This is a genomic window from Streptococcus sp. 29887, assembly GCF_032595075.1.
GTDB classification, from domain to species: domain Bacteria; phylum Bacillota; class Bacilli; order Lactobacillales; family Streptococcaceae; genus Streptococcus; species Streptococcus iners.
Map to the genome: position 1 here is coordinate 1,798,257 of NZ_CP118735.1, position 20,573 is coordinate 1,818,829.

Consider the following 20,573-nt stretch of genomic DNA (forward strand, 5'->3'; position numbering starts at 1 on the left):
AGAAAGCTATGACAGTTTTTACAGATGACAGTTTAACCCTGCATACCGATCTTTACCAGATCAATATGATGCAGGTCTATTTTAATCAAAAGATCCACAATAAACATGCCGTGTTTGAAGTCTATTTCCGTTCTCAGCCCTTTAAAAATGGCTATGCCGTCTTTGCTGGTTTGGAGCGTGTAGTAGAATACCTCAACACTCTTTCCTTCAGCCAGACAGATATTGACTATTTGACTGAATTAGGCTATCCCAAGGATTTCCTGGATTATTTGGCAAATCTAGAAATGAACTTGACCGTTCGTTCTGCCAAGGAAGGTGACCTGGTCTATGCCAACGAGCCTATCATGCAGATTGAAGGACCACTTGCCCAGTGCCAGTTGATTGAAACAGCTATTCTCAATATCGTCAACTACCAAACCCTGATTGCTACCAAGGCCCGTCGTATCAAGGCAGTGATAGAAGATGAAATGCTGATGGAATTTGGTACCCGTCGTGCCCAAGAAATGGATGCTGCCATTTGGGGCACCCGCGCAGCCTTTATCGGTGGTGCTTCTGCCACTTCCAATGTCCGAGCAGGTAAAATCTTCGGCATTCCTGTTGCTGGTACCCATGCCCATGCCCTAGTCCAAACCTACGGCGATGATTACAAGGCTTTCAAGGCCTACGCTGAAACCCATCACGACTGTGTTTTCTTGGTAGATACCTATGATACCCTTCGAATCGGTGTTCCTGCCGCCATAAAAGTTGCCAAGGAAATGGGCGATAAGATTAACTTCAAAGGAGTGCGGATTGATTCTGGTGATATGGCCTATATTTCCAAGAAGGTCCGTCAACAGTTGGATGAGGCTGGTTTCACTGAGGCAAAAATCTACGCGTCCAATGACCTGGATGAAAATACCATCCTCAACCTCAAAATGCAAAAGGCAAAAATTGATGTCTGGGGAGTGGGCACTAAGTTGATCACCGCCTATGACCAACCAGCCTTGGGGGCTGTCTATAAGATTGTATCCATCGAAGATGAAGACGGAAGCATGCGAGATACCATCAAACTGTCTTCAAACGTGGAAAAAGTATCGACACCTGGCAAAAAACAAGTCTGGCGCATCACCTCAAAAGAAAAGGGCAAGTCAGAAGGCGACTATATCACCTTTGCGGATACGGATGTCAGCCAAATGGACAGCATTTATATGTTCCATCCAACCTATACCTACATCAACAAGACCGTTGAAAACTTCGACGCCCGTCCCCTCCTTATTCCAATTTTTGAAGAGGGCAAGCAAGTCTATGAATTACCAAGTCTAGCGGAAATTCAAGCCTATGCCAACCAAGAATTTGACAAGCTCTGGGACGAATACAAACGTGTCCTCAACCCTCAACTCTATCCAGTTGACCTGGCCCAAGATGTCTGGGATAACAAGATGAACATCATCAATCGCATTCGCAAACAAAGCCAAGCCAAATCCATCTAAGAAAGGTAGCCAATGACCCTACAAGAAACCATTATCAAGGAACTAGGTGTCAAGCCAAGCATTGACCCAAATGAAGAAATCCGTCGCTCCATCGACTTTCTCAAAGACTATCTGAAAAAACATCCCTTTTTGAAAACCTACGTTTTAGGTATTTCGGGCGGTCAGGACTCAACCTTAGCAGGACGATTGGCCCAGCTGACCATGGAAGAAATGCGGGCGGAAACAGGTGACGACTCCTACCAATTTATCGCTATCCGTCTACCTTACGGTGTGCAGGCTGACGAGTCTGACGCCCAAGCAGCCCTCGCCTTTATCCAACCAGATGTCAGCCTAACCATCAACATCAAGGAATCTACAGATGCTATGGCAGCGGCTGTCAATGCAAATGGACTTTCTATGTCTGATTTTAATAAGGGAAATGCTAAAGCCCGCATGCGCATGATTGCCCAGTATGCAGTTGCCGGCGAACGCAAAGGGGCTGTGATTGGAACCGACCATGCCGCTGAAAATATCACTGGCTTCTTTACCAAGCACGGTGATGGCGGTGCAGATATCCTGCCCCTCTTCCGCCTTAACAAGCGTCAAGGTAAACAACTTCTAGCAGCCTTGGGAGCAGATGAAAAACTCTACCTCAAAGTCCCTACTGCAGACTTGGAAGAAGACAAACCAGGCCTTGCTGATGAAGTCGCTCTCGGTGTTACCTATAACCAAATCGACGACTATCTCGAAGGCAAGACCATCGCCCCTCAAGCCCAAACCATTATCGAAGGATGGTGGAATAAAACAGCCCACAAACGCCACTTACCAATCACGATTTTTGATGACTTTTGGAAATAAAATTGACCCCTGACCGTATTCAATCGTCAGGGGTTTTGTATAGTCTAAACAGAAAATTCCTCTCTGTAAGATAAGGAGAGGAAAGTACGAAACGGACTGGGTGGTAATGGACACTGACTAGGGGAGGCCATACCTCTATCTCCAGATATACGGAGATGCACGATAAATTGGTCCGTATTCTAAAAGGATTTATTTAAGATAAAATCCTTCACTCCTTGAAAGCGATAAGATTTATCTTAAATTACCTACAATTATACGTTATTATTTACAATAAGTCAATTGTTTTTTCTAAATTTTCAGAATACTCTGGATAATCACCAGAGATTACTTATCTAGTTTACAATCCATAATAGTATGAATAAAACAACGATAGAGGCCATAAGCCAAAACACCGCCTAAGGTATTTGTCCAGAGGTCATCCACTTCAAACACTCGCCCCGCATCAATGAGTAAGTCTAGCAAGAGTTGGGTACACTCGATAAACAGGCTCATAAAAAAACTATACCGTATAACTGCTTTAAGGCTCCGCCATTTTTCAAAAAGGAAAAGGAGAAGAAAAACCAGAGGGAAGAGTAGAAAAATATTGGTGAAGTTCTGCAAGAATATCCAGCCCAGATCTGCTAGGCTATCTACCTTATCACCGTTGACAATACTATTAAAGGGAGTGGGGAGTAGATAGAGTCGGCCAATCTGAATAATGCCTGGTGTGGAAAAGTCTTTGTATTGAGGGTACCAGGTCTGAGGAAGAAAACAGAGTAAAACAATAGCCAGAGCATAGGCCCCAGCTAAGCTTTTACAAATTTGTCTTCCTAGCTTGGTCAAGTCTCCATCTGCTTGGAAGAATGTTCTCATGCTCCAATACCTGCCTTGGCTTTGGCTGCTGCAATGCGAGCACGCGCCTTTTCGCGATCTTTCTTGAGCGTATTGGAACGCAACTGACCACATGCCGCATCAATATCTGTACCATGTTCCTGACGAACGACACAGTTGACCCCATTTTTCTTCAAAACATCAAAGAAAGCCAGGGTCCGCTCTCTAGTTGAACGGCTATACTGGTCATGCTCACTAACCGGGTTGTATGGAATAAGGTTGATATAAGACAATTTACGGATATTCTTGGTCAAATCAGCCAATTCTTGCGCCTGTTCAACCCCATCGTTGACCTCATTAAGCATGATATACTCAAAGGTCACACGGCGGTTGGTAACCTTGATATAGTCCTCGATTGCCTCGAACAAGACCTCGATTGGATAACGGCGGTTGATCCGCATGATGCTGGAACGAAGGTCGTTATTGGGCGCGTGGAGAGAAACTGCCAAGTTGACCTGAACACCTTCACGTGCAAAGTCACGAATTTTTGGTGCCAAACCAGAAGTCGAAACCGTAATGTGACGGGCCCCAATTGCCAAGCCCTTGTCGTCATTAACCACACGCAAGAAGGTCATGACATTGTCATAGTTGTCAAGCGGCTCACCGATACCCATGACAACGATATGGCTGACGCGCTCATTCTGATTACGCTCATCTAGGTATTTCTGCACCAACATAATCTGAGCCACAATTTCACCACTGGTCAAATCCCGTTGCTTAGGAATCAAACCAGAAGCACAGAAGGTACAACCAATATTGCAACCTACCTGAGTGGTTACACAGACTGACAGACCATAATGCTGGTGCATGAGAACTGTTTCAATCAGCATGCCATCTGGCAATTCAAATAGGTATTTGATAGTACCGTCCTTAGACTCCTGTACAATCCGTTGTTTGAGTGGGTTGACCACAAAGTTTTCTTCCAATTTTTCAATCAAAGACTTGGGCAAGTTGGTCATTTCCGCAAAGGACTGGACACGGGAACGATAGAGCCATTCCCAAATCTGTGTTGCACGGAATTTCTTTTCCCCATTTTCTAAAATCCAATCCACAAGATTGGCTTGACTAAAGGCATAAATTGATGGTTTCATGTTTCTCCCTACTTCTGACGGATAACAAAGCTACGCTTAGCCTCATTCATCTCTCGATTATTTTCTTTACGGTCACGCTTCTGACTACGCTCCGTCTGACTAGCCTTGGCACCCGCATTTTTCATAGTAAAATGACGCTGTTCCGGCTGCTTGTTCTGCTGCTTCCCTTTTTTCTGACGGTCATTGCGACTATTCTTACTTTCCTTTGGCGCAATCGGCTCCGTCCGCTGCTGATTTCTGTTGCGATTACGAGAACGACTCCGCTTACGACGAGGTCTGTCCTCCTCCTCAACAGGTAAGTCCTGCGGATTTGGATTGGCTAAGACGAAATAAGCACAACCAAAATTACAGAATTCCGTCAAATAATCATCCAAACGACTGATTTTAGAGTCAGACTTAACAGTCTTATCATCCTTATAAAAGCCCTTCAAACGCAGTTGCTCATTGCCCCAATCGCCGACAATATAGTCAAACTTGAGCATCAACTGTGAAAAACGCTGACCGAAAATAGTCTGGTCAAAAGCCTCTTTATAGTCTTCCACAAGGTCTAGTTCAATATTTTCAGATACAACCTTGTCCCCTACTCGAGCAAAACTAGGTCCAGGATACTTGTTGTAGTTATACATTTCTGGTGAAATATCTTTTTTCATGAATCCTCCAATCTTGTAAAATATTCATACAAATCAATTCTATCTAACCCTACTATTATATCACGATTTGAACTGAAATTCTTCTAGTTTAGGTTATCAAAGAAATTTCAGACAATTTTAATGAAATAGCAAAAAGGACGAATTACTCGCCCTTTGTTGTCTTCAAATAGTCAATGGCGTCCTGAGCCGTCTTGACAGGCACAACTTCAATGTCCAAACCTGCCTTTTCAGCAGCTTCTTTAGCCTCTTCATAGTTGGTTTTAGCTCTTGGATCCTCTTTCAAGATCTCCTCATCAACTGGATTGTTGGGAACAAAGAAGATACTTGCTCCAGCCTTGGCTGCAGATAATACCTTCTTATCTGCTCCACCAATATCACCAACACTACCATCCTGCTCAATGGTTCCAGTTCCTGCAATCACGCGCCCATCACGCAAGGTTGGATCAGCCAGTTGCGTATAGATAGCAAGGGTAAACATAAGACCAGCACTTGGGCCACCGATATTGCCAGTTTGGAATTCAATCGGCACTGAACTCTTCACTTCCGTATGGTCAACTAGAGTAATCCCGATCCCGTTTTTACCATTTGAAAGCTTGATAATTTGCCCATCCGCTGATTTTTCTTGTCCACCGCTGACATAACCAACGGTCACATCACTGCCCAATTCCAAACTGCTGACATATTTAATCAGGTCTGGTGAGGATTCAAAGGTTTTTCCATTGATGCTGACAACAGTGTCCGCAATATTGAGAATTTCCTTAAAAGTTGAATCTTCGGCCAAAGCTAGAACGTAAACCCCGAAGAAATCCATGCTGACCTCTTTACCAGCCAAGGTCAAACCTTGGTACTTGGCCATATTTTGCGAAGTCTCCATGTAGAACTGGGCAATGCGGAAGTATTCCTCGCTATCTGCCCCACCTGTCATCTCCTCTGCTGAACTAACACTTGTGTAAGGGTCAAACTGGGCCGCCAAGAGTTGCAGAGCTGTTGCCTGATGGACTGAAACGTAGGTAAAATTGTAAGAACCAGTTTCCTTGTCTTCTTGGTCATTGACCGTCAAAACCTGACGAATATCCGAAGCCCCTCCCGGCTTTTCCAGATAGTATGGCAGGGGTACAAAGACCGTAAACCAAATCAATAAAGTACCTAAGACAATGGAGCTAATCAGTAGTAATTTCTTATTTTTCTTCATTCTTTTTTATCTCCTCACTGACAACTTGGGGAACATAGGGACTAATATCTTGCTGATAATGAATCAATTCTCTGATTTGACTAGAAGATATATTCCGATACTCCGGTTTAGACATGAGATAAACCGTTTCAAGTTCCGGAGCTAGTTGGCGATTAAAATAGTCAAAATTAGCCTCATATTCAAGGTCAATTCCATTACGGAGACCTCGAACGATATGACTAACCCGTCGCTCACGGGCCACATCAACCACCAATTCCTGACCAGCTAAAAAGACCTCAATCTTCTCGTTTTCCTCAAAAACTTTTTGTAGAAGGGCTAGACGCTCCTGCCCTGTAAACAAACCTATTTTATTGGGATTGAAAAAAATACCCACATAAAGCTTATCAAACAGGCCACTTGCTCGCTTGATGATATCCAGATGCCCATTGGTAATGGGGTCAAAGGATCCTGTGAACATTCCTATCTTATCTGACATAGACTGTTACCTTACTAATTCCATAGATTTTTTCTTTCCAAATGCCCAGCTCTGCTATTTCCTCCGGAAGAGAAACTGCCTTATCTGTCTCGCAAACCACCATGACCTCTTGGGACAAAAGCTGGCGCTGACACAGCTCAGTAATATCTGCGACGATATCCTCAGCAGCATAGGGAGGGTCCAGAAAGACCAGGTCGAAGGATCCGCTCAAGTGAGCCAAAGCCTGCTTGGCTTCCATGGATAAAAGCTGAAACTTGCTGTCTTCCTTGGTCATACGGATATTATCGCGGATAATAGCTTGCGCTCTCCGATCACGCTCGACCAGAACTGCAGCCTCCATGCCGCGAGAAACAGCCTCGATAGACAAACCGCCACTTCCTGCATAGAGGTCCAAGACTCGACCACCCTCAAAATAAGGACCAATCATATTGAACATGGCTCCACGGACCTTGTCCGATGTGGGCCTAGTTGTCTTACCCTCTAAAGTTTTTAGCGGTCGTCCGCCATAAATTCCTGATACAATTCTCATAAAGAATATTATAACAAAAAAACGACTGGACAGCTCAATCAAACTAAAAAAAGGAGATTGCTCTCCTTTTATCTATGGATTATCTGTAGATGATGTTGCTGGCGTTTCACTTGCAACTGGACTTTCTGCGCTAGTTTCAGTAGCAGTTGACGCTTCCGTCACTGGTGTTTCCACAACTGGTGTTTCACTGACCTCGGACACAGGAGTTGTACTAGTTTCTGTTTGGCTAGCAGGTGGAGTGTAAGTCGTCGTAGCATTTGGGCTACTATAGGTATTTTGTGCCGGAGCTATGTAGGTATTGGTTTCTGCCTGATAAGTCGTTTCTTCCTGGTAGGCAGTTTCTTCTTGATAAACTTCCTCTTCAGATACCGTGCTTGTTGCTGTTACAACCTCTTCTGTCACTTCACTGCTAGTCGAACTTGCTGAGGAACCGTTCCTTTCAGCTTCTAATTTCTTAGCTGCCTCAGCCCTAATCAATTCAGCCTGTAATCTAGCTTTAGTCTGGGCATCCGTCAAATTATCTGCTGCAACCTTTACCTTATCAATTCTGGTCTGTAGCTCTTGCTTTTTAATAGCCGATTTCAATTTATCAACTGCAGCTTGAGCTGCTTCTAATTTCTCCTTGCTAGGATTTCCTTCAAGCGCAATCACAGCATTCTCTGCCGCCTTATAGGCAGGATCTTCGCTAACAAGTTCTTGTCTAGCTACCGAAGTTTCCGTTTTTGTCTGAGTTCCTTTATACCAGCTTGCAACTAAACTAATCAGCAAGACAAGTACCATAAAGGCAATAATACCCATTTCTGCTGGTGACAATTTTTCAAATTTTCTATTCATCATTCGTTCCTTATGCTATCTGGTAGGTCAAAAAGGTTTGCCTCCCCTACCACTCACTCTAGACCTGCTATTCTATTTAGCAGTCTTTACTTTTCCATTCCAGCCATTCAAACCGTAACTTAGAATGTAGATTTCATTAAAACCTTGTTTCTTCAAATGAAGGGCTGCTGGTGTCACTAATTGCCCACGATCATTTTCATACATCAAAACAGGCTTGTCCTTACGTAAAGCTGCTGTTGATTGGCGTAATTGCTGGTAGGGAATATTTCTGGCACCCAGAATATGCTTGCGACCGAACTCACTTGGATCTCGTAGGTCAATCAGCTGACCTCCATGAATTTTCTCTGCAAAGGCAGCATTGTCAATGACTGTCGCTGCTTGACGCAATCTCCAATAATTAAAGCCCATCCACGAACCTAAAATGACGACAAAAACAATAAATACCCACAAGGTTTCCACTACTTACTCTCCTTCAACTTCTGATACTCTAATTCCAAACGATGTTCCCGTCGCAAAACCAATTCGGCCTCCATGTAGTCCAATCTATCCAGAAGACCTGCCTGATAGACCCGATTGAGCTCTATCTGCATCATCTCAATGTCATACAAACGATTGCCCATATAGATGATTATACCAAAACGTTTTAGCAACTGTTGTACATCGTATAGTCGTTTCATATATAAAATTTTAGCAGAATATCCGAAGATTTTCAATACATAAACTCAATCGGTCTTGTCATTTTTTAAGCCAAAAAAGATTGGGTTCTAGCCCAATCTCATTCGTTATGCTATCCAGCCCTTTTCCTGTGCCACCTTAACAGCAGCGGTGCGGTTTTCGGCACCTAGCTTGGACAGGATAGAGGTCATGTAGTTTCGGACCGTCCCATCAGACAGATAAAGCTGGCTGGCGATCTCCTTATTGGACAAGCCATCTGCCACCAGCTTAAGTAGCTGACTTTCTTGGGCTGTCAAAGGACTGCGTTGGGTCAGGAGAATGTCCATCAATTCTGGTGAATATTCCTTTCGCCCCGCCAAGACCGTTTCAATAGTCCGCATGAGGTCTGCGATGGAACGTTCCTTGAGCACATAGGCATCCACATCTGCCTTGACTGCCCGCTCGAAATAGCCCGGTCGCTTGAAGGTGGTCATGATGACAACCTTGACAGGCAAGGCTTGCCCCCGCACCCATTCCAAGACATCTAGGCCCGTCTTTTCAGGCATTTCTATATCTAAGAGCACCACATCTACTGGCTCTTTTTCCAAAAGAGCAATGGCCTGACTGCCGTTTTCTGCCTGTAAAACAGCCTCAACCGCATCTTGAAAACCCAAGAGCTGACAGAGGGCATCCCGCAGCATTGCTTGATCTTCTGCGACTAAGATTCTCATTCTACCACCTCCTCAAACGGAATTCGGATGGACAGGCGGGTGGGCTTGGCCAGAGAAAGAAATTCCAAGCTACCTTTCACCGTCACCAACCTGTCCTTTATGGTATGCAATTCCTGACCAGTCAACTGGGCAAAGCCCACACCGTTGTCTTCGTAGTATACAACCAATTCTTGCTGGTCTTTTTCAAAAACCAAACGGCACTTGCTAGCCTGGCTGTGCTTGAGCAGGTTATTGCCCAACTCTCTCAGCACCATAGCCAGCTTGTTCTGGACGGGCAAGCTGAGCTGCTCTGCTATTTCTCCACCCAAAACGACCAAATCCACTCCTGCCAAGTCCAACATCTGCTGCAAAATCTGGAGTTCCTCTGCCACGGTGTGCTGCTTGAGGGACTGGACAATCTGGCGGACCTCCTGCATGGAGTCCTTAGCCAAGGTCTGAAGGTCTGCCACCTCCTTCTTGGCCTGGTCAATCTGATCGTGGTCTAACAAAGTCTGGACCAGCTCGGCCTTGACAGACAGCATGGCAAAGACATGACCCAGTGTGTCGTGCAAGTCCTGACCGATACGGTTGCGTTCATTCTCAGCCAGCAGGAGATTGATAGACGCATTCTGCTCCTGTAGGCGTTGCTGAAGGGCTTCCCGCTTGGTTTCAATCCAGCTGAAAATCAGCAAGGCCAAGCCGAAAAAGTGAATGACGAGGGCAAAGGCTCTCATCTCAAAAGGAACTGGACCAAATAAAGCCCAGAGGATAATAGCCAGCAACAAAATCCCGTAAGACACCGTCCGATAGGTCGGTCGGCTCTCTTTATAATACCAGCCCAGCATAGTGGACAGATTAAAGATAAAGAGGGAGAATTGCAAATTGCCCCAAAAACTCATGACGGCGATATAGCCAATCAGGAAAAACCAAGCCAGCAGGGAATAGAGCTTGTGGTCCGTGTAAAAGAGGGAGCAATAGACCAGGGCAAAGAGAATAGTCGCTAGGACAACTGCCGTCGGATTAGGACTATACTGGGCGTAATAAAAGGGAAAATAGAGAAAGACCATGCCCACGAAGAACATGAGTGGTACCTTTCTTTTTTCAAATATCATCTGTCACCTCACTGCTGCTCCGATTTTCTATTCAGAACTAGAGCATTTCCTAAGAAAATTATCGCATAGCCTAGGACAATTAGCAAGGATTTCCAGAGAAAATCTCCCTCTTGAGCATAGGTGGTCACCAGCTGGTTGACATGGTAGCTGGGCATGAGTTTACAAATCCGCTGCACCCAGTCTGGAAAGAGGGAAACAGGCATCCAAGAGCCACCCATGATAGCCAGAACAAAGTAGAGCAAGTTGGCCATCACCGACATGGTTTGTTCCGACTGGATTTGCACCAAAAGCAAGCCAATGGCTAGAAATACGATAGAGGTTACTAAAAGTAAGAGAGCCGAAATTACCCATTCTTGAGCTGTCATCTCTACACCCTTAACTAAGCCACCCACCGCAAAAACAATGGCGATGGAAGACACAAAGCAGAGCAAGACCCGCACCAGTTTGGACAGGTAATAGTGCCAGATTGGCAGGGGCGAATGCTGGATAAAGGTCAACCAGCTATTTTTTCTGTCCTCTGCCAGCATCGTGGGAAAGGTGAAAAGGGCAAAGCCCGACATGGAAAAACCTGTCATGGTCAGCATATAGGACTGGATAAAAGCCTTTTGTATGGCTGCATCATCAAACTGAACAGTTGATGAAAAGATTAGGAAAAAGATGACGGGCATGCCGATAGATAGGAGAAAAACTCCCAAACTTCTGGATAATTTTACCGCCTCTACTTGAACTAATGCTTTCATGATTCTTCCTCCCTTGTCTTGTCAAATAGGCTATTGAGCAGAGTCTTATTCTGCACTTCCAGGTCTGAAATCCGACAACCTGCCTCCTGCAAACTAGCCCAAACCTGCTCAATGGCTCGGGTCTTAAAGCTGACAGTATCTTGTTTGTAGCTAATCTCATTGATTTCAGCCAAGCTCTCCACCACCGCCGCAAAGGCAATCGGCAAAGTCACTTCTTTTTCTTGCTCCTCACTCCGCATGGCAAATGGCGTGGTATCTCTTAGTAACCTCCCCTGGTGCAAGACCAAAATCCGCTCCGCCGTATGCTCCACTTCCTCGATGTAGTGGCTGGTATAAAAAATAGTCACACCCTGAGCCTTAAGTTCATGGACAATCTCCCAAAAACGCTGACGGGTCGAAGTATCCATGCCCGCCGTCGGCTCGTCCAAGAAAAGCAACTTGGGCTTGCCAATCAGGCAGATGACGAAAGCCAAGAGCCGCTTCTGACCACCCGATAGCTTGCCGGCCAGTTGATTTTTTTGCTCTGGGGAAAAGCAGAGCAGGCTGTCGATTTCCACATCTGTCAGACTATCCTTGTAGATGGCTTGGAAAAAGCGGAGTAATTCCTTGACCTTCAAGTCCGTTGGAATAGCATTTTCTTGAGGTAAGACTGCTACCTTTTCCTTATTGGACTGAGCCTGTGGAGCCAGACCGTCCAACAAAACCTGCCCTTTCGTCGCCTTCCTATCACCCAACAAACAGGACATGAGTGTCGTTTTCCCGGCCCCGTTTGGACCGATTAAAGCCACACATTCCCCAGACTTGATTTCAAAGGAAATATTGGACAAAATCGTCCGTCCTTTGATGATTTTTTCTAGCGCTCGTACTTCTATCATCTTTCTACCTCCTACTTCTTGAACATCTTATAGTCTTTTAGTTTACTTTTAGTACTAGGCAACGAGCCGCAGGCATAACTCAATGCTTTCTTGTTTCTAGGCATTGACTTGAAACAGTCCCCCAGACTGTTTCAATCAGGCAAGGCGAGTTCAAACACTCCAGTGGAGTGTTTGAAATTGGAAATAAGGAAACAACGTTTCCTCGCTCGTCGAAGTAATAAAAGAAAAACTAAATGACGATACATACATATGTATATCTCGAAAATGAGGCCCCCACTAGAAGCCTTTGTCATTGACTTATGTGACAAATGTCATGTTTGATATTCTTCAATTCCAAACAAATCGCTTGCTTTTTAGGACATAATGACTTAGTATAGATATATCAACATGTTCTACATAGTAGAATGACTCGGTGGGTGACCACCCTTGACGCAAAGAAAAGAGGTTTCTTATGTCAGAAGATAAATTGAATGCAAAACTCGACCAGTTGACAGGTTCTGTCAAAGAAGGTTTGGGCAAATTAACAGGCGATAAAGGCCTTGAAGTCGAAGGACTTGTGGAAAAAGGTCTGGGTAAGGCTAAAGAATTAGTTGAAGATGCAAAAGATGGCATTGAAGGTGCTGTTGACGGCATCAAAAAGGCCTTCGATAAGGAATAAGCACAAGGCTATGGAAAAAGCCTTGCGTCACTGAACCACACCCCAAAAGGTAGATAGAGAAATCTAACTTCTGGGGTGTTATTTTTGTTCAGTCGAAATCTATTTCGCTCACTATTTAATCATGATATATTCGCTTCGAGGCATGATCACTTTCAACTTGCTGCACTCTTCATTTACATGGGTTTTCCACCCTATCTAAATTGCAAATTCATTCGACTATCGTCTATGCAGCAAAAAAGAGTCCTACTGGACCCTTCATCTATTTACAATTTCGGAGCTTGTCCTAGTTCTGCCTGCAACATCCAAATATGTTTTTCAATACTAGCCTTAGCCACATTGAAAATGTCGTTGGTTACGCTGTCGCCTTCTTCATCACTGACATCAAATCCCTTTTGGAAAAGAGCAGCCAGATAGCGGAACACCTCTACCACACGCGCCAATTGCTCTTCCATCGTTTTATTGTAGTCACCAGGAACTTCCTTAAGCTGACTATTTTCACTAAACTCATTAAGAGTAGAAAATGGTGCCCCACCTAAGGTGATTAAACGTTCACTCATCTCATCCAAATAGCCATCAATTTCTTCCATATATTCATCCATCTTTGGATGCCAAATCATAAAGCCACGACCACGCATATACCAATGAACTTGATGGAGGATAGAATGGGCCACTGATAAATCTGCTACTGCCTGATTCAAAACTGCCTTGGTATCAGCCAATGCTACTGATTGACGTGGGCTGAAGGAAGCAATTTCTGCTGGTGTTTGGAAATACTTTTGTTTCATAGTGTTCACCTTTTTATTTTTTATTTATAATAATTATAAATAAGTGCATCATAAAAATCAAGAAATAAACCTTATATTAGAAAAGTTCTAATTTTGTAACATATCTAAGAGAGTTACACCACATAAATGATATAATAAAAGAAAAAAGGAGTTCTATATGAAAAAAGTTGTCTTTGTTTGCTTAGGCAATATCTGCCGTAGCCCTATGGCTGAATTTGTCATGAAAGAGTTAACTGATAGCCTGCACATCGAAAGTCGTGCTACATCTTCTTGGGAACACGGCAATCCCATCTACCCAGGTACACAAAAGATTTTCAAGCAACACAATATTCCCTACGACCAAACCAAAACTTCTCAACAAATCTCGCAAACAGATTTTGAAGAATTTGATGTCATCATTGGAATGGATAGCAACAATGTCCGTGATTTACGAAAAATGGCCCCTGCCCATGCCCAAGATAAGATTTTCCAGTTCGCCGAAAAATCAGTCCCAGACCCTTGGTACACAGGTGATTTTGACGAAACCTATCGTCTAGTCAAACAGGGTTGTCAGGATTGGTTAGAAAAATTATAATATCTCCCGTGTAATATTTTTGTAATATTTGTAAGAAAATGGTAAACTATTTCTGACTGGATTGATACGCTTTTGTTTTATGCTAGAAAGAAGGGTTAAAAAAATCCAGTAGATTATTTCGAAAGGGTTTATCTATGAAAGAGTTAACAAACAAACGCTTAACATTGGAAGATGTTTCCCGTTTCTTCACACGTAGAAAAGTAGAAGTACTTTCTCTTCTACTGATTTTGATTTGTGCCTTATCTGTTTTTACAGGTCGGATTGGAAGCAAGCAGGCCTTGACCTTAGACAATGGTAAATTACAATACAATGGCTATGTGGTCGCTTCCAAAATGAATGGTCAGGGTCAACTGACTTTTGAAAATGGTGACAGCTACCAGGGACAATTCAAAAATGGCATTTTTCACGGTCAAGGAACCTATAAGTCTGCTAGTGGCTGGGTTTACACCGGAGAATTTAAAAATGGGTATGCCGATGGCAAAGGTAAATTAACAACCGAAGGACAGGCTATCTACGAAGGAAGATTTAAACAGGGGATTTATCAAAATGAAAATTAAATGGTTATCTACAATTCGTGTCATAGGCCTGGTCTTTGTTCTCCTCTACCATTTCTTCATCAAGATTTTTCCTGGTGGATTTGTTGGAGTGGATCTTTTCTTCACCCTATCTGGCTATCTAACGACAGCACTCTTGATTGATGAGTTTTCAAAGCATAAAAAAATTGATCTTATCTCCTTTTTCCGAAGAAGATTGTATCGGATCCTACCACCTTTGGTTTTGACCATTCTGTTGGTGCTACCTTTGGCCCTCCTTATTCGGAACGATTTCCTTGCCAACATCGGTGGTCAGGTCACTGCTGCTCTAGGCTTTATGACCAATTTCTTTGAAATCCTGTCTGGTGGTAGCTACGAAAATCAATTTACGCCACATCTATTTGTTCACACCTGGACACTGGCTATTGAAGTCCAATATTATATTATCTGGGCAGGTTTGGTTTGGCTTCTAGCTCGGATATCCAAAAGTGTTGGGCAACTGCGTGGAACGATTTTCTTAACCTCCCTCAGCCTATTTGTCCTCACTTTCCTTGGAATGTTTATATCCAGTTTCTTCGTGGACAACTTCTCATCTATCTATTATTCGACCTTTACCCATACCTTCCCCTTCTTTCTGGGTGCTATCCTAGCAACTATAGCAGGTATTGGTCATACAACCGCTGCCTTCCAGCAAACTATTCAGACACTTAGCTTACATAAGGTCCTCGGACTGTTTGTAGGTGGATTGGCAATCGAACTGATTCTACTGTTTACCTTACAATTTAGTTCCATTTGGACCTACCTGATTGGTTTCCTCTTATCTAGCCTGGCAACTGTTGCCATGATTTTCGCGGCGCGTATTCTTCATGAAAAAACAGAAAGCATTAAGGAACCTGGCTTCATTCAATTCTTAGCAGCAATTTCCTACGGTATCTATCTCTTCCATTGGCCACTATTGATTATCTTTACTCAACTAAGCAACGCCACTACTGCTGCTATCTTGTCTTTTATCTTCTCCGTCATTCTAGCAACTATTTCAACCTATCTCCTCGAACCCTTTGTCGCAGGAAGAGTTGGGAAATTGTTTGGGCTTGCAATTGACCTCAAACCCTATAAAAAATGGTTGGCTGGTAGTTTCGGCTTCCTCACTGTACTTAGTCTAGCAATCTGCCTCTTTGCACCACGACTTGGAAGCTTTGAGCAAGAGAATATGATTAGTAGCCTCTACCAAGCCCAGACCCAGCTGGCAACCACTCGTTCAGCCGCTGAAAACTCAAAGGTATCTAGCTTCGATATTCAAAAGGGTGTAACCATGTTTGGAGATTCTGTTACTGTTCGAGCAAGTACGGCACTTCAGGAAGCTATCCCAGGAATCCAAATAGATGGAACAGTCAGTCGAAATCTAACAGAGATTGAAAAATTGATTAAGCTCTACCAGCAGAACAATAGTTTGAAAGAAACGGTCATCGTCGCCCTGGGTACCAATACAAGCGATAATTACCAAGAGATTTTGGACAAATTAGTCAAGGATTTCCCTAAAGGGCGCCGCCTCATTTTCGTAACTCCATACGATGGTAACTTTAGTCCAAGTAATTCTATTTCTTACCAAACAGGTCAATATGAAAAAGAGCTGGCTGAGAAATACGATTATATTTCAATTGCAGATTGGTACCAAGCCTCTCTGGACAATCCACCCATTTGGTATAACTCCGACTTGGTTCATTTCAACATCGATAATAACGGTGCAGAAATCTTTGCCCAAACTATCAGTCAAGCTATCAAAGCTGTAGAAAATGGACCCATTAAAAACTAAAATAAAAAATTCTTCTGTAACTTTGGATTACAGGAGAATTTTTTATTGGTCGAGATAATCTAATACTCTAATCAATATCTTTGACTTTAAGGCACTATACAAAGCATGCTAGACTTTTCCTACACCACTTCACAGAATAAGCGACTATAGAGTAAAAAGAGGCTGAGCAAAAAGCCCAACCTCGCTTCTCAGGGTTCGTGTTAACATCTCAGCGCAGTGGTTGATTGGCAGATTTGTTCGTGTTTTACACTCCAAATCTGACCTAATCAACTGTGCGGGGGCGGGAAGACGAACTCTTTTTTTGACCAGTCGAGTTCTTTCCCGCTCCCCACAAAATACAACTATTTCTGTTTACTCTGAAAACGCCATTCAAAGCGTTTCTGGTCATAAAAAGGATACATGACCTGCAAGAGAGTAAGAGCTAAAAGCCAACCTCCAATAATATCCGTCGGATAATGGACACCGATATAGATACGAGAGATGGCAACTAACATGGCTAGAACGATTAAGCCAGCTTGTAGGACACGCTTAGCCAAGCCCTGCTTCATCCGTTGTTGGATAACAATCACTACTGCTCCTGCAATCATCATGGTTGAGGCAGTATGCCAGCTTGGGAATGAATAACCGATGGTATCGATGAGCCATTCGATGCTAGGTCGCGGGCGTTGGTAGACATATTTCAGGGCTGTTGATGCCACCCCCATTGCCGCAAAACTAGCAAGTAAGAAATAGGCTTCTATCTTCCACCTTTTATAATAATAGAAGATAGCAGACAAGATAAGGGTAATCGCTAAAATAATAACGGTATTCCCTATGACAGTAATAGAAGTCCAAAACTGGGTCGCTCCACTAGGAAGATTTCCGCGAATGGCGGATTGGATAGCTGAGTCAAAACCAGTTAAGCTACTTGGGTAAAACTTGGCTACATAGCCTAAAAATACAAAGGCCAGAGCAAAGAAAGACGCGTTTCGTAAATGGATTTGTTTATTTTTCATAGATATAGTTTACTTTAAAAAAGTTAAACTTTCTTTAAAATAGGTTGAGCTGCCTTGTAGCAAATATAGAAAATAATGGAAAGAACAATTCCTTGCAAGAGATTAAATGGCAAGACCATGAAAAGCAGGTAATTAGTCAAACCCAAGATTTCCTTGATATCAAAATTTGCAAAGGCCGCGTACAGTGGCACTGCATAGACATAGTTCAAGACAAGCATGGCAAGGGTTGAACCAAGTGTTGCTACGACTGCTGTTTTTAAATAATGTTTGACAGTCTGGTCATTCTTCCAGAAATAAGCCACTGCCAAGATAAAAACCGACATGGCTGCAATATTCATCGGCAGACCAATAACTGTTGATACTCCTTGGTTGTTTAAAAGCAACTTTAGCAAGGTCCTGATAAACAAAATGGCAAAACTAGACTTGATATCTAGTAATAGCAGACCAAATAAGATTGGTACCAATGAAAAATCCACTTCTAAGAAATTTGCCGTTGGAATCAAGGGAAATTTCAAATACATGAGTAGAAATGAAAGTGCTGAAAGAATGGCGATAATCGTCATTTTTCGTGTGTTTGTCATAAAGGTTCCTCCAATTTTGAAAATTGAAGAAGCTTGGAAGGCAGGTCAAAAGAACTGCACTTCGTCTTCTCCCATCCAGACTATACTGTCGGTTGTGGAATTGCACCACATCAGCTTTCGCTCGCAGACTGTACGTATCTTTCTTTCTATTTTATGGCTTCGTTAAGTCTGCTTGACATACCTTAGTATAGTCTGCATCTCCTTGCCTAGCCCTAAAATGAAACAAAAACACTTTTTTTGAGTGTTGCTTAAGATTTTTCTATCAGTCTAGGCGACAAGGCGAAGGCATAACTGAAGTTAGGCAAGCCTGGTCAACGACGAATGAGAGAAAAAGAAAAGCAAGAATCAAAAAAATCACTGCCGGTCGGGAATTACACCCTGCCCTGAAGACTATTTCATGATACCAAAAAAGCCCTGCAAGTGCAAGAGCTTAGTTCCAGTTAGTGATATTCTTTATTTTAGCTTATCCTCTTCATAGGTATGTACCAAATCCAAGCCTGCAAAATCCTGCTGGCGAAGAGCTTCATAGACAATCATGCAAACTGTATTGGATACATTAAGACTACGGACATGCTCATCATTCATGGGAATACGAATAGCTTTTTCAGGATGAATTCGCATAAATTCTTCCGGTAATCCCTTATCTTCACGACCAAAGAGGAAAAAGTGGATACCGTCCTGATAACTTTCTTCCGAATAAATTTTGTCCGCAAATTTTGACACCAAATGAACTCGACCATGCTCACTTGCATAGTCCATAAATTCTGTCAGATTTTCATAGAAACGAACATCTAGCTTATCCCAGTAGTCCAATCCCGCACGCTTCATCTTGCGATCATCAATCGGAAAGCCCATTGGCTTGATGATGTGGAGGGGGCTGTTGGTCGCAGCACAAGTTCGAGCGATATTCCCTGTATTCTGGGGAATTTGTGGCTCAAACAGAACAATGTGGTTTTTTGCGGTTTCTTCAGTGTACTGTAATTCTTCAATGTTCATACTTTATATTTCCTCAAACTAGGGCAGTGATTATTCGGACAAAAAAATAGCCACACTGCCCGGAGTCAAGCTCAGCAAACAGCATGGTGAATGATGATTCATTCACTTAACTCACAACAGGTTTGAGTTAAATCAATGAAATCGTGTTTCTATTGTAGCTTAAAAAAGGCTGAAAATCAAGTATTTTTGCCTTATTTTTTTCATAAAATGATATTTAAATGAGATAAAGAGCAGTAATGCTCATTTTTGAGTTGCAAAGCTGAGCAAAACGATATACTATTCTATATTTCCTTTTTGGTTATCATCGGTACCAGCTGAATCAGTCAATATCGTCAATAATAATTAGTAGGTATATTTTACTATGCAATTAAACAATCTGTCCAATCAGAACTTACGTTCAATTTTTCCAATTTCATTGTTTCCATACCTGTATTCATTACTTCCCCAAACTTTCCTTATAACGCTTGGACTTTTTACCATACCAGTCTTCTACTGAATAACCAAATTCTTTTCGATACTTTTCTTGATCTGCATTAAGTACATTCAAGGCAAGCAAAGTGGACAATATCCCTCTAAAGGTAAGCGTAAATACAATAACAATGAGAGGTGGAAAAATCGGCATTGCTGCAAGCAAAACGCTAGCCAGTATATTTTGAAAGCCATCATGTATAAGACTGGATAACGCACTAATTCCCCATAATACTAAAAGAACAGTTGATAATTGCTTTGATGTAATGTGAGAAGAAATAGGTAGGCTTTGAACGGTTTTTGAAACATAATGCCAGAAAATATAGACTAACGAAGCTACAAACATCAACCAATTTAGCACTCTAACCAATAAGAACGGGACAAAAAATTGGATTCCATAAAATATAGAATAATAAATGGGAATAACCATCATCAGTAGAATGATTTGATTTAGTAAGTAAGCTTTAATGATATTTCTATGCATCATTCTATAAGCAATACTATACAAAAACCAAGAAAACACGAAAAGCCAACCCCAGAACACGTTAGGAAGACCTATAAGATACTCTAGACCAGTGACTGATACTGAGTTGAGCTCTCCACTCAGACTAACAGATTTACCAAAAGTTGATACAAAGAAGCCACCAAATAGAAGAAAACCGATAAGAGCTGGAAAACCAAAAATTAAAACTAAAACATTCCATTTCCTACTTAACTCTTGAGCATCTTCAATAATATTTTTATATTTGTCTTCCATCATTCTCACCCAAACCAAGACGAAACTGTCTTGGTTCCTCCCTCAAAGAAGTTAGAAATACTATCTCCTACTGAATTAATTGATTCTATGTTCGTACTTGCAGATTTTCCTAATTAGCCAATGAGGGAGTGGGAAAGAACTCGACCATTCCTAGAAGAGTTCGTCAACAAGTCCTCATTTCCAGTTGTTGAGCTGAAACAGTCTATCCCTAGACTGTTTCACTCCCACCCCCGCACAGCTCCAACAGTCAGAGTAGTGACTGTTGGAGGTTGGAGATATAGCGAACAAAGTTCGCATCAGTCGTAGTGGTCAGATTTGGAGTGTAAAGCACGAACAAATCTGCCAATCAACCACTGCGCTGAGATGTTGACACTA

The 20,573-nt window shown here is 42.6% G+C and carries 24 protein-coding genes; 6 read left to right on the top strand and 18 right to left on the bottom strand.

Annotated features, from left to right (window positions below):
- Positions 1-8: 8 nt before the first annotated feature.
- On the top strand, positions 9-1,469 hold the full coding sequence (locus tag PW252_RS08735) for a nicotinate phosphoribosyltransferase (protein WP_248049389.1): 1,461 nt from the start codon (positions 9-11) through the stop codon (positions 1,467-1,469).
- Positions 1,470-1,481: 12 nt separating this feature from the next.
- A complete protein-coding gene (gene nadE / locus PW252_RS08740; RefSeq protein ID WP_248049387.1) occupies positions 1,482-2,306 on the top strand; it encodes an ammonia-dependent NAD(+) synthetase in 825 nt (274 codons plus the stop codon).
- 324 nt (positions 2,307-2,630) lie between these two features.
- On the opposite strand, the gene PW252_RS08745 is transcribed toward nadE, so the two are convergent.
- The 13 genes from PW252_RS08745 to PW252_RS08805 form a co-directional block, all read right to left on the bottom strand.
- Positions 2,631-3,158 carry a VanZ family protein gene (locus PW252_RS08745; protein WP_248049385.1) on the bottom strand — a complete coding sequence of 176 codons (528 nt, stop codon included), beginning with the start codon at positions 3,156-3,158 and terminating at the stop codon, positions 2,631-2,633.
- Positions 3,155-4,267 carry a dual-specificity RNA methyltransferase RlmN gene (gene rlmN / locus PW252_RS08750; protein WP_105118431.1) on the bottom strand — a complete coding sequence of 371 codons (1,113 nt, stop codon included), beginning with the start codon at positions 4,265-4,267 and terminating at the stop codon, positions 3,155-3,157. The genes PW252_RS08745 and rlmN overlap by 4 nt, the downstream gene beginning before the upstream one ends.
- A gap of 8 nt (positions 4,268-4,275) precedes the next feature.
- On the bottom strand, positions 4,276-4,917 hold the full coding sequence (locus tag PW252_RS08755; protein WP_248049384.1) for a YutD family protein: 642 nt from the start codon (positions 4,915-4,917) through the stop codon (positions 4,276-4,278).
- Between the two features lie 142 nt (positions 4,918-5,059).
- The gene (locus PW252_RS08760) at positions 5,060-6,109 is read right to left on the bottom strand and encodes a SepM family pheromone-processing serine protease (RefSeq protein ID WP_248049383.1); all 1,050 of its coding nucleotides are present in this window, start codon (positions 6,107-6,109) and stop codon (positions 5,060-5,062) included.
- Complete coding sequence (gene coaD / locus PW252_RS08765) at positions 6,096-6,584, bottom strand: pantetheine-phosphate adenylyltransferase (RefSeq protein ID WP_248049382.1); 489 nt, start codon at positions 6,582-6,584, stop codon at positions 6,096-6,098. The genes PW252_RS08760 and coaD overlap by 14 nt, the downstream gene beginning before the upstream one ends.
- Positions 6,574-7,113, bottom strand: a complete 540-nt coding sequence (gene rsmD, locus PW252_RS08770; RefSeq protein ID WP_248049381.1) for a 16S rRNA (guanine(966)-N(2))-methyltransferase RsmD — start codon at positions 7,111-7,113, stop codon at positions 6,574-6,576. The genes coaD and rsmD overlap by 11 nt, the downstream gene beginning before the upstream one ends.
- Positions 7,114-7,185: 72 nt before the next feature.
- The gene (locus tag PW252_RS08775; RefSeq protein WP_248049380.1) at positions 7,186-7,950 is read right to left on the bottom strand and encodes a serine protease; all 765 of its coding nucleotides are present in this window, start codon (positions 7,948-7,950) and stop codon (positions 7,186-7,188) included.
- Positions 7,951-8,019: 69 nt separating this feature from the next.
- A complete protein-coding gene (locus PW252_RS08780; protein WP_105124646.1) occupies positions 8,020-8,406 on the bottom strand; it encodes a rhodanese-like domain-containing protein in 387 nt (128 codons plus the stop codon).
- On the bottom strand, positions 8,406-8,624 hold the full coding sequence (locus PW252_RS08785) for a YqgQ family protein (RefSeq protein ID WP_248045405.1): 219 nt from the start codon (positions 8,622-8,624) through the stop codon (positions 8,406-8,408). Before PW252_RS08785 ends, PW252_RS08780 begins: the two co-directional genes overlap by 1 nt.
- 105 nt (positions 8,625-8,729) lie before the next feature.
- Complete coding sequence (locus PW252_RS08790; RefSeq protein WP_248049379.1) at positions 8,730-9,332, bottom strand: response regulator; 603 nt, start codon at positions 9,330-9,332, stop codon at positions 8,730-8,732.
- Positions 9,329-10,423: a sensor histidine kinase gene (locus PW252_RS08795; RefSeq protein WP_248049377.1), complete on the bottom strand. Its 1,095-nt coding sequence runs from the start codon at positions 10,421-10,423 to the stop codon at positions 9,329-9,331. The genes PW252_RS08790 and PW252_RS08795 overlap by 4 nt, the downstream gene beginning before the upstream one ends.
- A gap of 8 nt (positions 10,424-10,431) precedes the next feature.
- The gene (locus PW252_RS08800) at positions 10,432-11,163 is read right to left on the bottom strand and encodes an ABC transporter permease (protein WP_248049375.1); all 732 of its coding nucleotides are present in this window, start codon (positions 11,161-11,163) and stop codon (positions 10,432-10,434) included.
- Positions 11,160-12,038 carry an ABC transporter ATP-binding protein gene (locus PW252_RS08805; RefSeq protein WP_044688536.1) on the bottom strand — a complete coding sequence of 293 codons (879 nt, stop codon included), beginning with the start codon at positions 12,036-12,038 and terminating at the stop codon, positions 11,160-11,162. Before PW252_RS08805 ends, PW252_RS08800 begins: the two co-directional genes overlap by 4 nt.
- Positions 12,039-12,489: 451 nt before the next feature.
- Between PW252_RS08805 and PW252_RS08810 the strand changes: the two genes are divergently transcribed.
- Positions 12,490-12,696, top strand: a complete 207-nt coding sequence (locus tag PW252_RS08810) for a CsbD family protein (protein ID WP_105118441.1) — start codon at positions 12,490-12,492, stop codon at positions 12,694-12,696.
- A 263-nt stretch (positions 12,697-12,959) separates the two neighbouring features.
- Here the strand turns inward: PW252_RS08810 and PW252_RS08815 are convergent, their stop codons facing one another.
- Entirely contained in the window at positions 12,960-13,481 is a 522-nt protein-coding gene (locus PW252_RS08815) for a Dps family protein (protein WP_248045422.1), read from the bottom strand.
- A gap of 157 nt (positions 13,482-13,638) precedes the next feature.
- Here PW252_RS08815 and PW252_RS08820 point away from each other — a divergent pair, with 157 nt between their 5' ends.
- The 3 genes from PW252_RS08820 (at position 13,639) to PW252_RS08830 (ending at position 16,401) form a co-directional block, all read left to right on the top strand.
- Positions 13,639-14,055 carry a low molecular weight protein-tyrosine-phosphatase gene (locus tag PW252_RS08820; protein ID WP_248049373.1) on the top strand — a complete coding sequence of 139 codons (417 nt, stop codon included), beginning with the start codon at positions 13,639-13,641 and terminating at the stop codon, positions 14,053-14,055.
- Positions 14,056-14,189: 134 nt separating this feature from the next.
- The gene (locus tag PW252_RS08825; RefSeq protein WP_248049371.1) at positions 14,190-14,612 is read left to right on the top strand and encodes an MORN repeat-containing protein; all 423 of its coding nucleotides are present in this window, start codon (positions 14,190-14,192) and stop codon (positions 14,610-14,612) included.
- Positions 14,602-16,401, top strand: a complete 1,800-nt coding sequence (locus PW252_RS08830; protein ID WP_248049369.1) for an acyltransferase family protein — start codon at positions 14,602-14,604, stop codon at positions 16,399-16,401. Before PW252_RS08825 ends, PW252_RS08830 begins: the two co-directional genes overlap by 11 nt.
- Positions 16,402-16,742: 341 nt before the next feature.
- Here PW252_RS08830 and PW252_RS08835 read toward each other — a convergent pair whose 3' ends face one another.
- The 4 genes from PW252_RS08835 to PW252_RS08850 form a co-directional block, all read right to left on the bottom strand.
- Positions 16,743-17,396, bottom strand: a complete 654-nt coding sequence (locus PW252_RS08835) for a phosphatase PAP2 family protein (protein WP_248049368.1) — start codon at positions 17,394-17,396, stop codon at positions 16,743-16,745.
- 23 nt (positions 17,397-17,419) lie between these two features.
- Positions 17,420-17,977, bottom strand: a complete 558-nt coding sequence (locus tag PW252_RS08840; protein WP_248049367.1) for an ECF transporter S component — start codon at positions 17,975-17,977, stop codon at positions 17,420-17,422.
- 453 nt (positions 17,978-18,430) lie between these two features.
- Positions 18,431-18,973, bottom strand: a complete 543-nt coding sequence (locus tag PW252_RS08845; protein WP_248049366.1) for a tRNA (cytidine(34)-2'-O)-methyltransferase — start codon at positions 18,971-18,973, stop codon at positions 18,431-18,433.
- 436 nt (positions 18,974-19,409) lie between these two features.
- Positions 19,410-20,201 (bottom strand): hypothetical protein, encoded by a 792-nt coding sequence (locus tag PW252_RS08850; RefSeq protein ID WP_248049365.1) that lies wholly within the window; start codon positions 20,199-20,201, stop codon positions 19,410-19,412.
- Positions 20,202-20,573: the final 372 nt, after the last annotated feature.

Bases quoted from the DNA above. Each gene is read 5' to 3' on its own strand.
- PW252_RS08775 (WP_248049380.1), bottom strand. From the start codon at position 7,950: ATGATGAATAGAAAATTTGAAAAATTGTCACCAGCAGAAATGGGTATT.
- nadE (WP_248049387.1), top strand. From the start codon at position 1,482: ATGACCCTACAAGAAACCATTATCAAGGAACTAGGTGTCAAGCCAAGC.
- coaD (WP_248049382.1), bottom strand. From the start codon at position 6,584: ATGTCAGATAAGATAGGAATGTTCACAGGATCCTTTGACCCCATTACC.
- PW252_RS08815 (WP_248045422.1), bottom strand. From the start codon at position 13,481: ATGAAACAAAAGTATTTCCAAACACCAGCAGAAATTGCTTCCTTCAGC.
- PW252_RS08735 (WP_248049389.1), top strand. From the start codon at position 9: ATGACAGTTTTTACAGATGACAGTTTAACCCTGCATACCGATCTTTAC.
- PW252_RS08835 (WP_248049368.1), bottom strand. From the start codon at position 17,396: ATGAAAAATAAACAAATCCATTTACGAAACGCGTCTTTCTTTGCTCTG.
- PW252_RS08745 (WP_248049385.1), bottom strand. From the start codon at position 3,158: ATGAGAACATTCTTCCAAGCAGATGGAGACTTGACCAAGCTAGGAAGA.
- PW252_RS08795 (WP_248049377.1), bottom strand. From the start codon at position 10,423: ATGATATTTGAAAAAAGAAAGGTACCACTCATGTTCTTCGTGGGCATG.
- PW252_RS08805 (WP_044688536.1), bottom strand. From the start codon at position 12,038: ATGATAGAAGTACGAGCGCTAGAAAAAATCATCAAAGGACGGACGATT.
- PW252_RS08850 (WP_248049365.1), bottom strand. From the start codon at position 20,201: ATGATGGAAGACAAATATAAAAATATTATTGAAGATGCTCAAGAGTTA.
- PW252_RS08820 (WP_248049373.1), top strand. From the start codon at position 13,639: ATGAAAAAAGTTGTCTTTGTTTGCTTAGGCAATATCTGCCGTAGCCCT.
- PW252_RS08800 (WP_248049375.1), bottom strand. From the start codon at position 11,163: ATGAAAGCATTAGTTCAAGTAGAGGCGGTAAAATTATCCAGAAGTTTG.
- rsmD (WP_248049381.1), bottom strand. From the start codon at position 7,113: ATGAGAATTGTATCAGGAATTTATGGCGGACGACCGCTAAAAACTTTA.
- PW252_RS08790 (WP_248049379.1), bottom strand. From the start codon at position 9,332: ATGAGAATCTTAGTCGCAGAAGATCAAGCAATGCTGCGGGATGCCCTC.
- PW252_RS08825 (WP_248049371.1), top strand. From the start codon at position 14,190: ATGAAAGAGTTAACAAACAAACGCTTAACATTGGAAGATGTTTCCCGT.
- PW252_RS08810 (WP_105118441.1), top strand. From the start codon at position 12,490: ATGTCAGAAGATAAATTGAATGCAAAACTCGACCAGTTGACAGGTTCT.
- PW252_RS08755 (WP_248049384.1), bottom strand. From the start codon at position 4,917: ATGAAAAAAGATATTTCACCAGAAATGTATAACTACAACAAGTATCCT.
- PW252_RS08785 (WP_248045405.1), bottom strand. From the start codon at position 8,624: ATGAAACGACTATACGATGTACAACAGTTGCTAAAACGTTTTGGTATA.
- PW252_RS08830 (WP_248049369.1), top strand. From the start codon at position 14,602: ATGAAAATTAAATGGTTATCTACAATTCGTGTCATAGGCCTGGTCTTT.
- rlmN (WP_105118431.1), bottom strand. From the start codon at position 4,267: ATGAAACCATCAATTTATGCCTTTAGTCAAGCCAATCTTGTGGATTGG.
- PW252_RS08845 (WP_248049366.1), bottom strand. From the start codon at position 18,973: ATGAACATTGAAGAATTACAGTACACTGAAGAAACCGCAAAAAACCAC.
- PW252_RS08840 (WP_248049367.1), bottom strand. From the start codon at position 17,977: ATGACAAACACACGAAAAATGACGATTATCGCCATTCTTTCAGCACTT.
- PW252_RS08760 (WP_248049383.1), bottom strand. From the start codon at position 6,109: ATGAAGAAAAATAAGAAATTACTACTGATTAGCTCCATTGTCTTAGGT.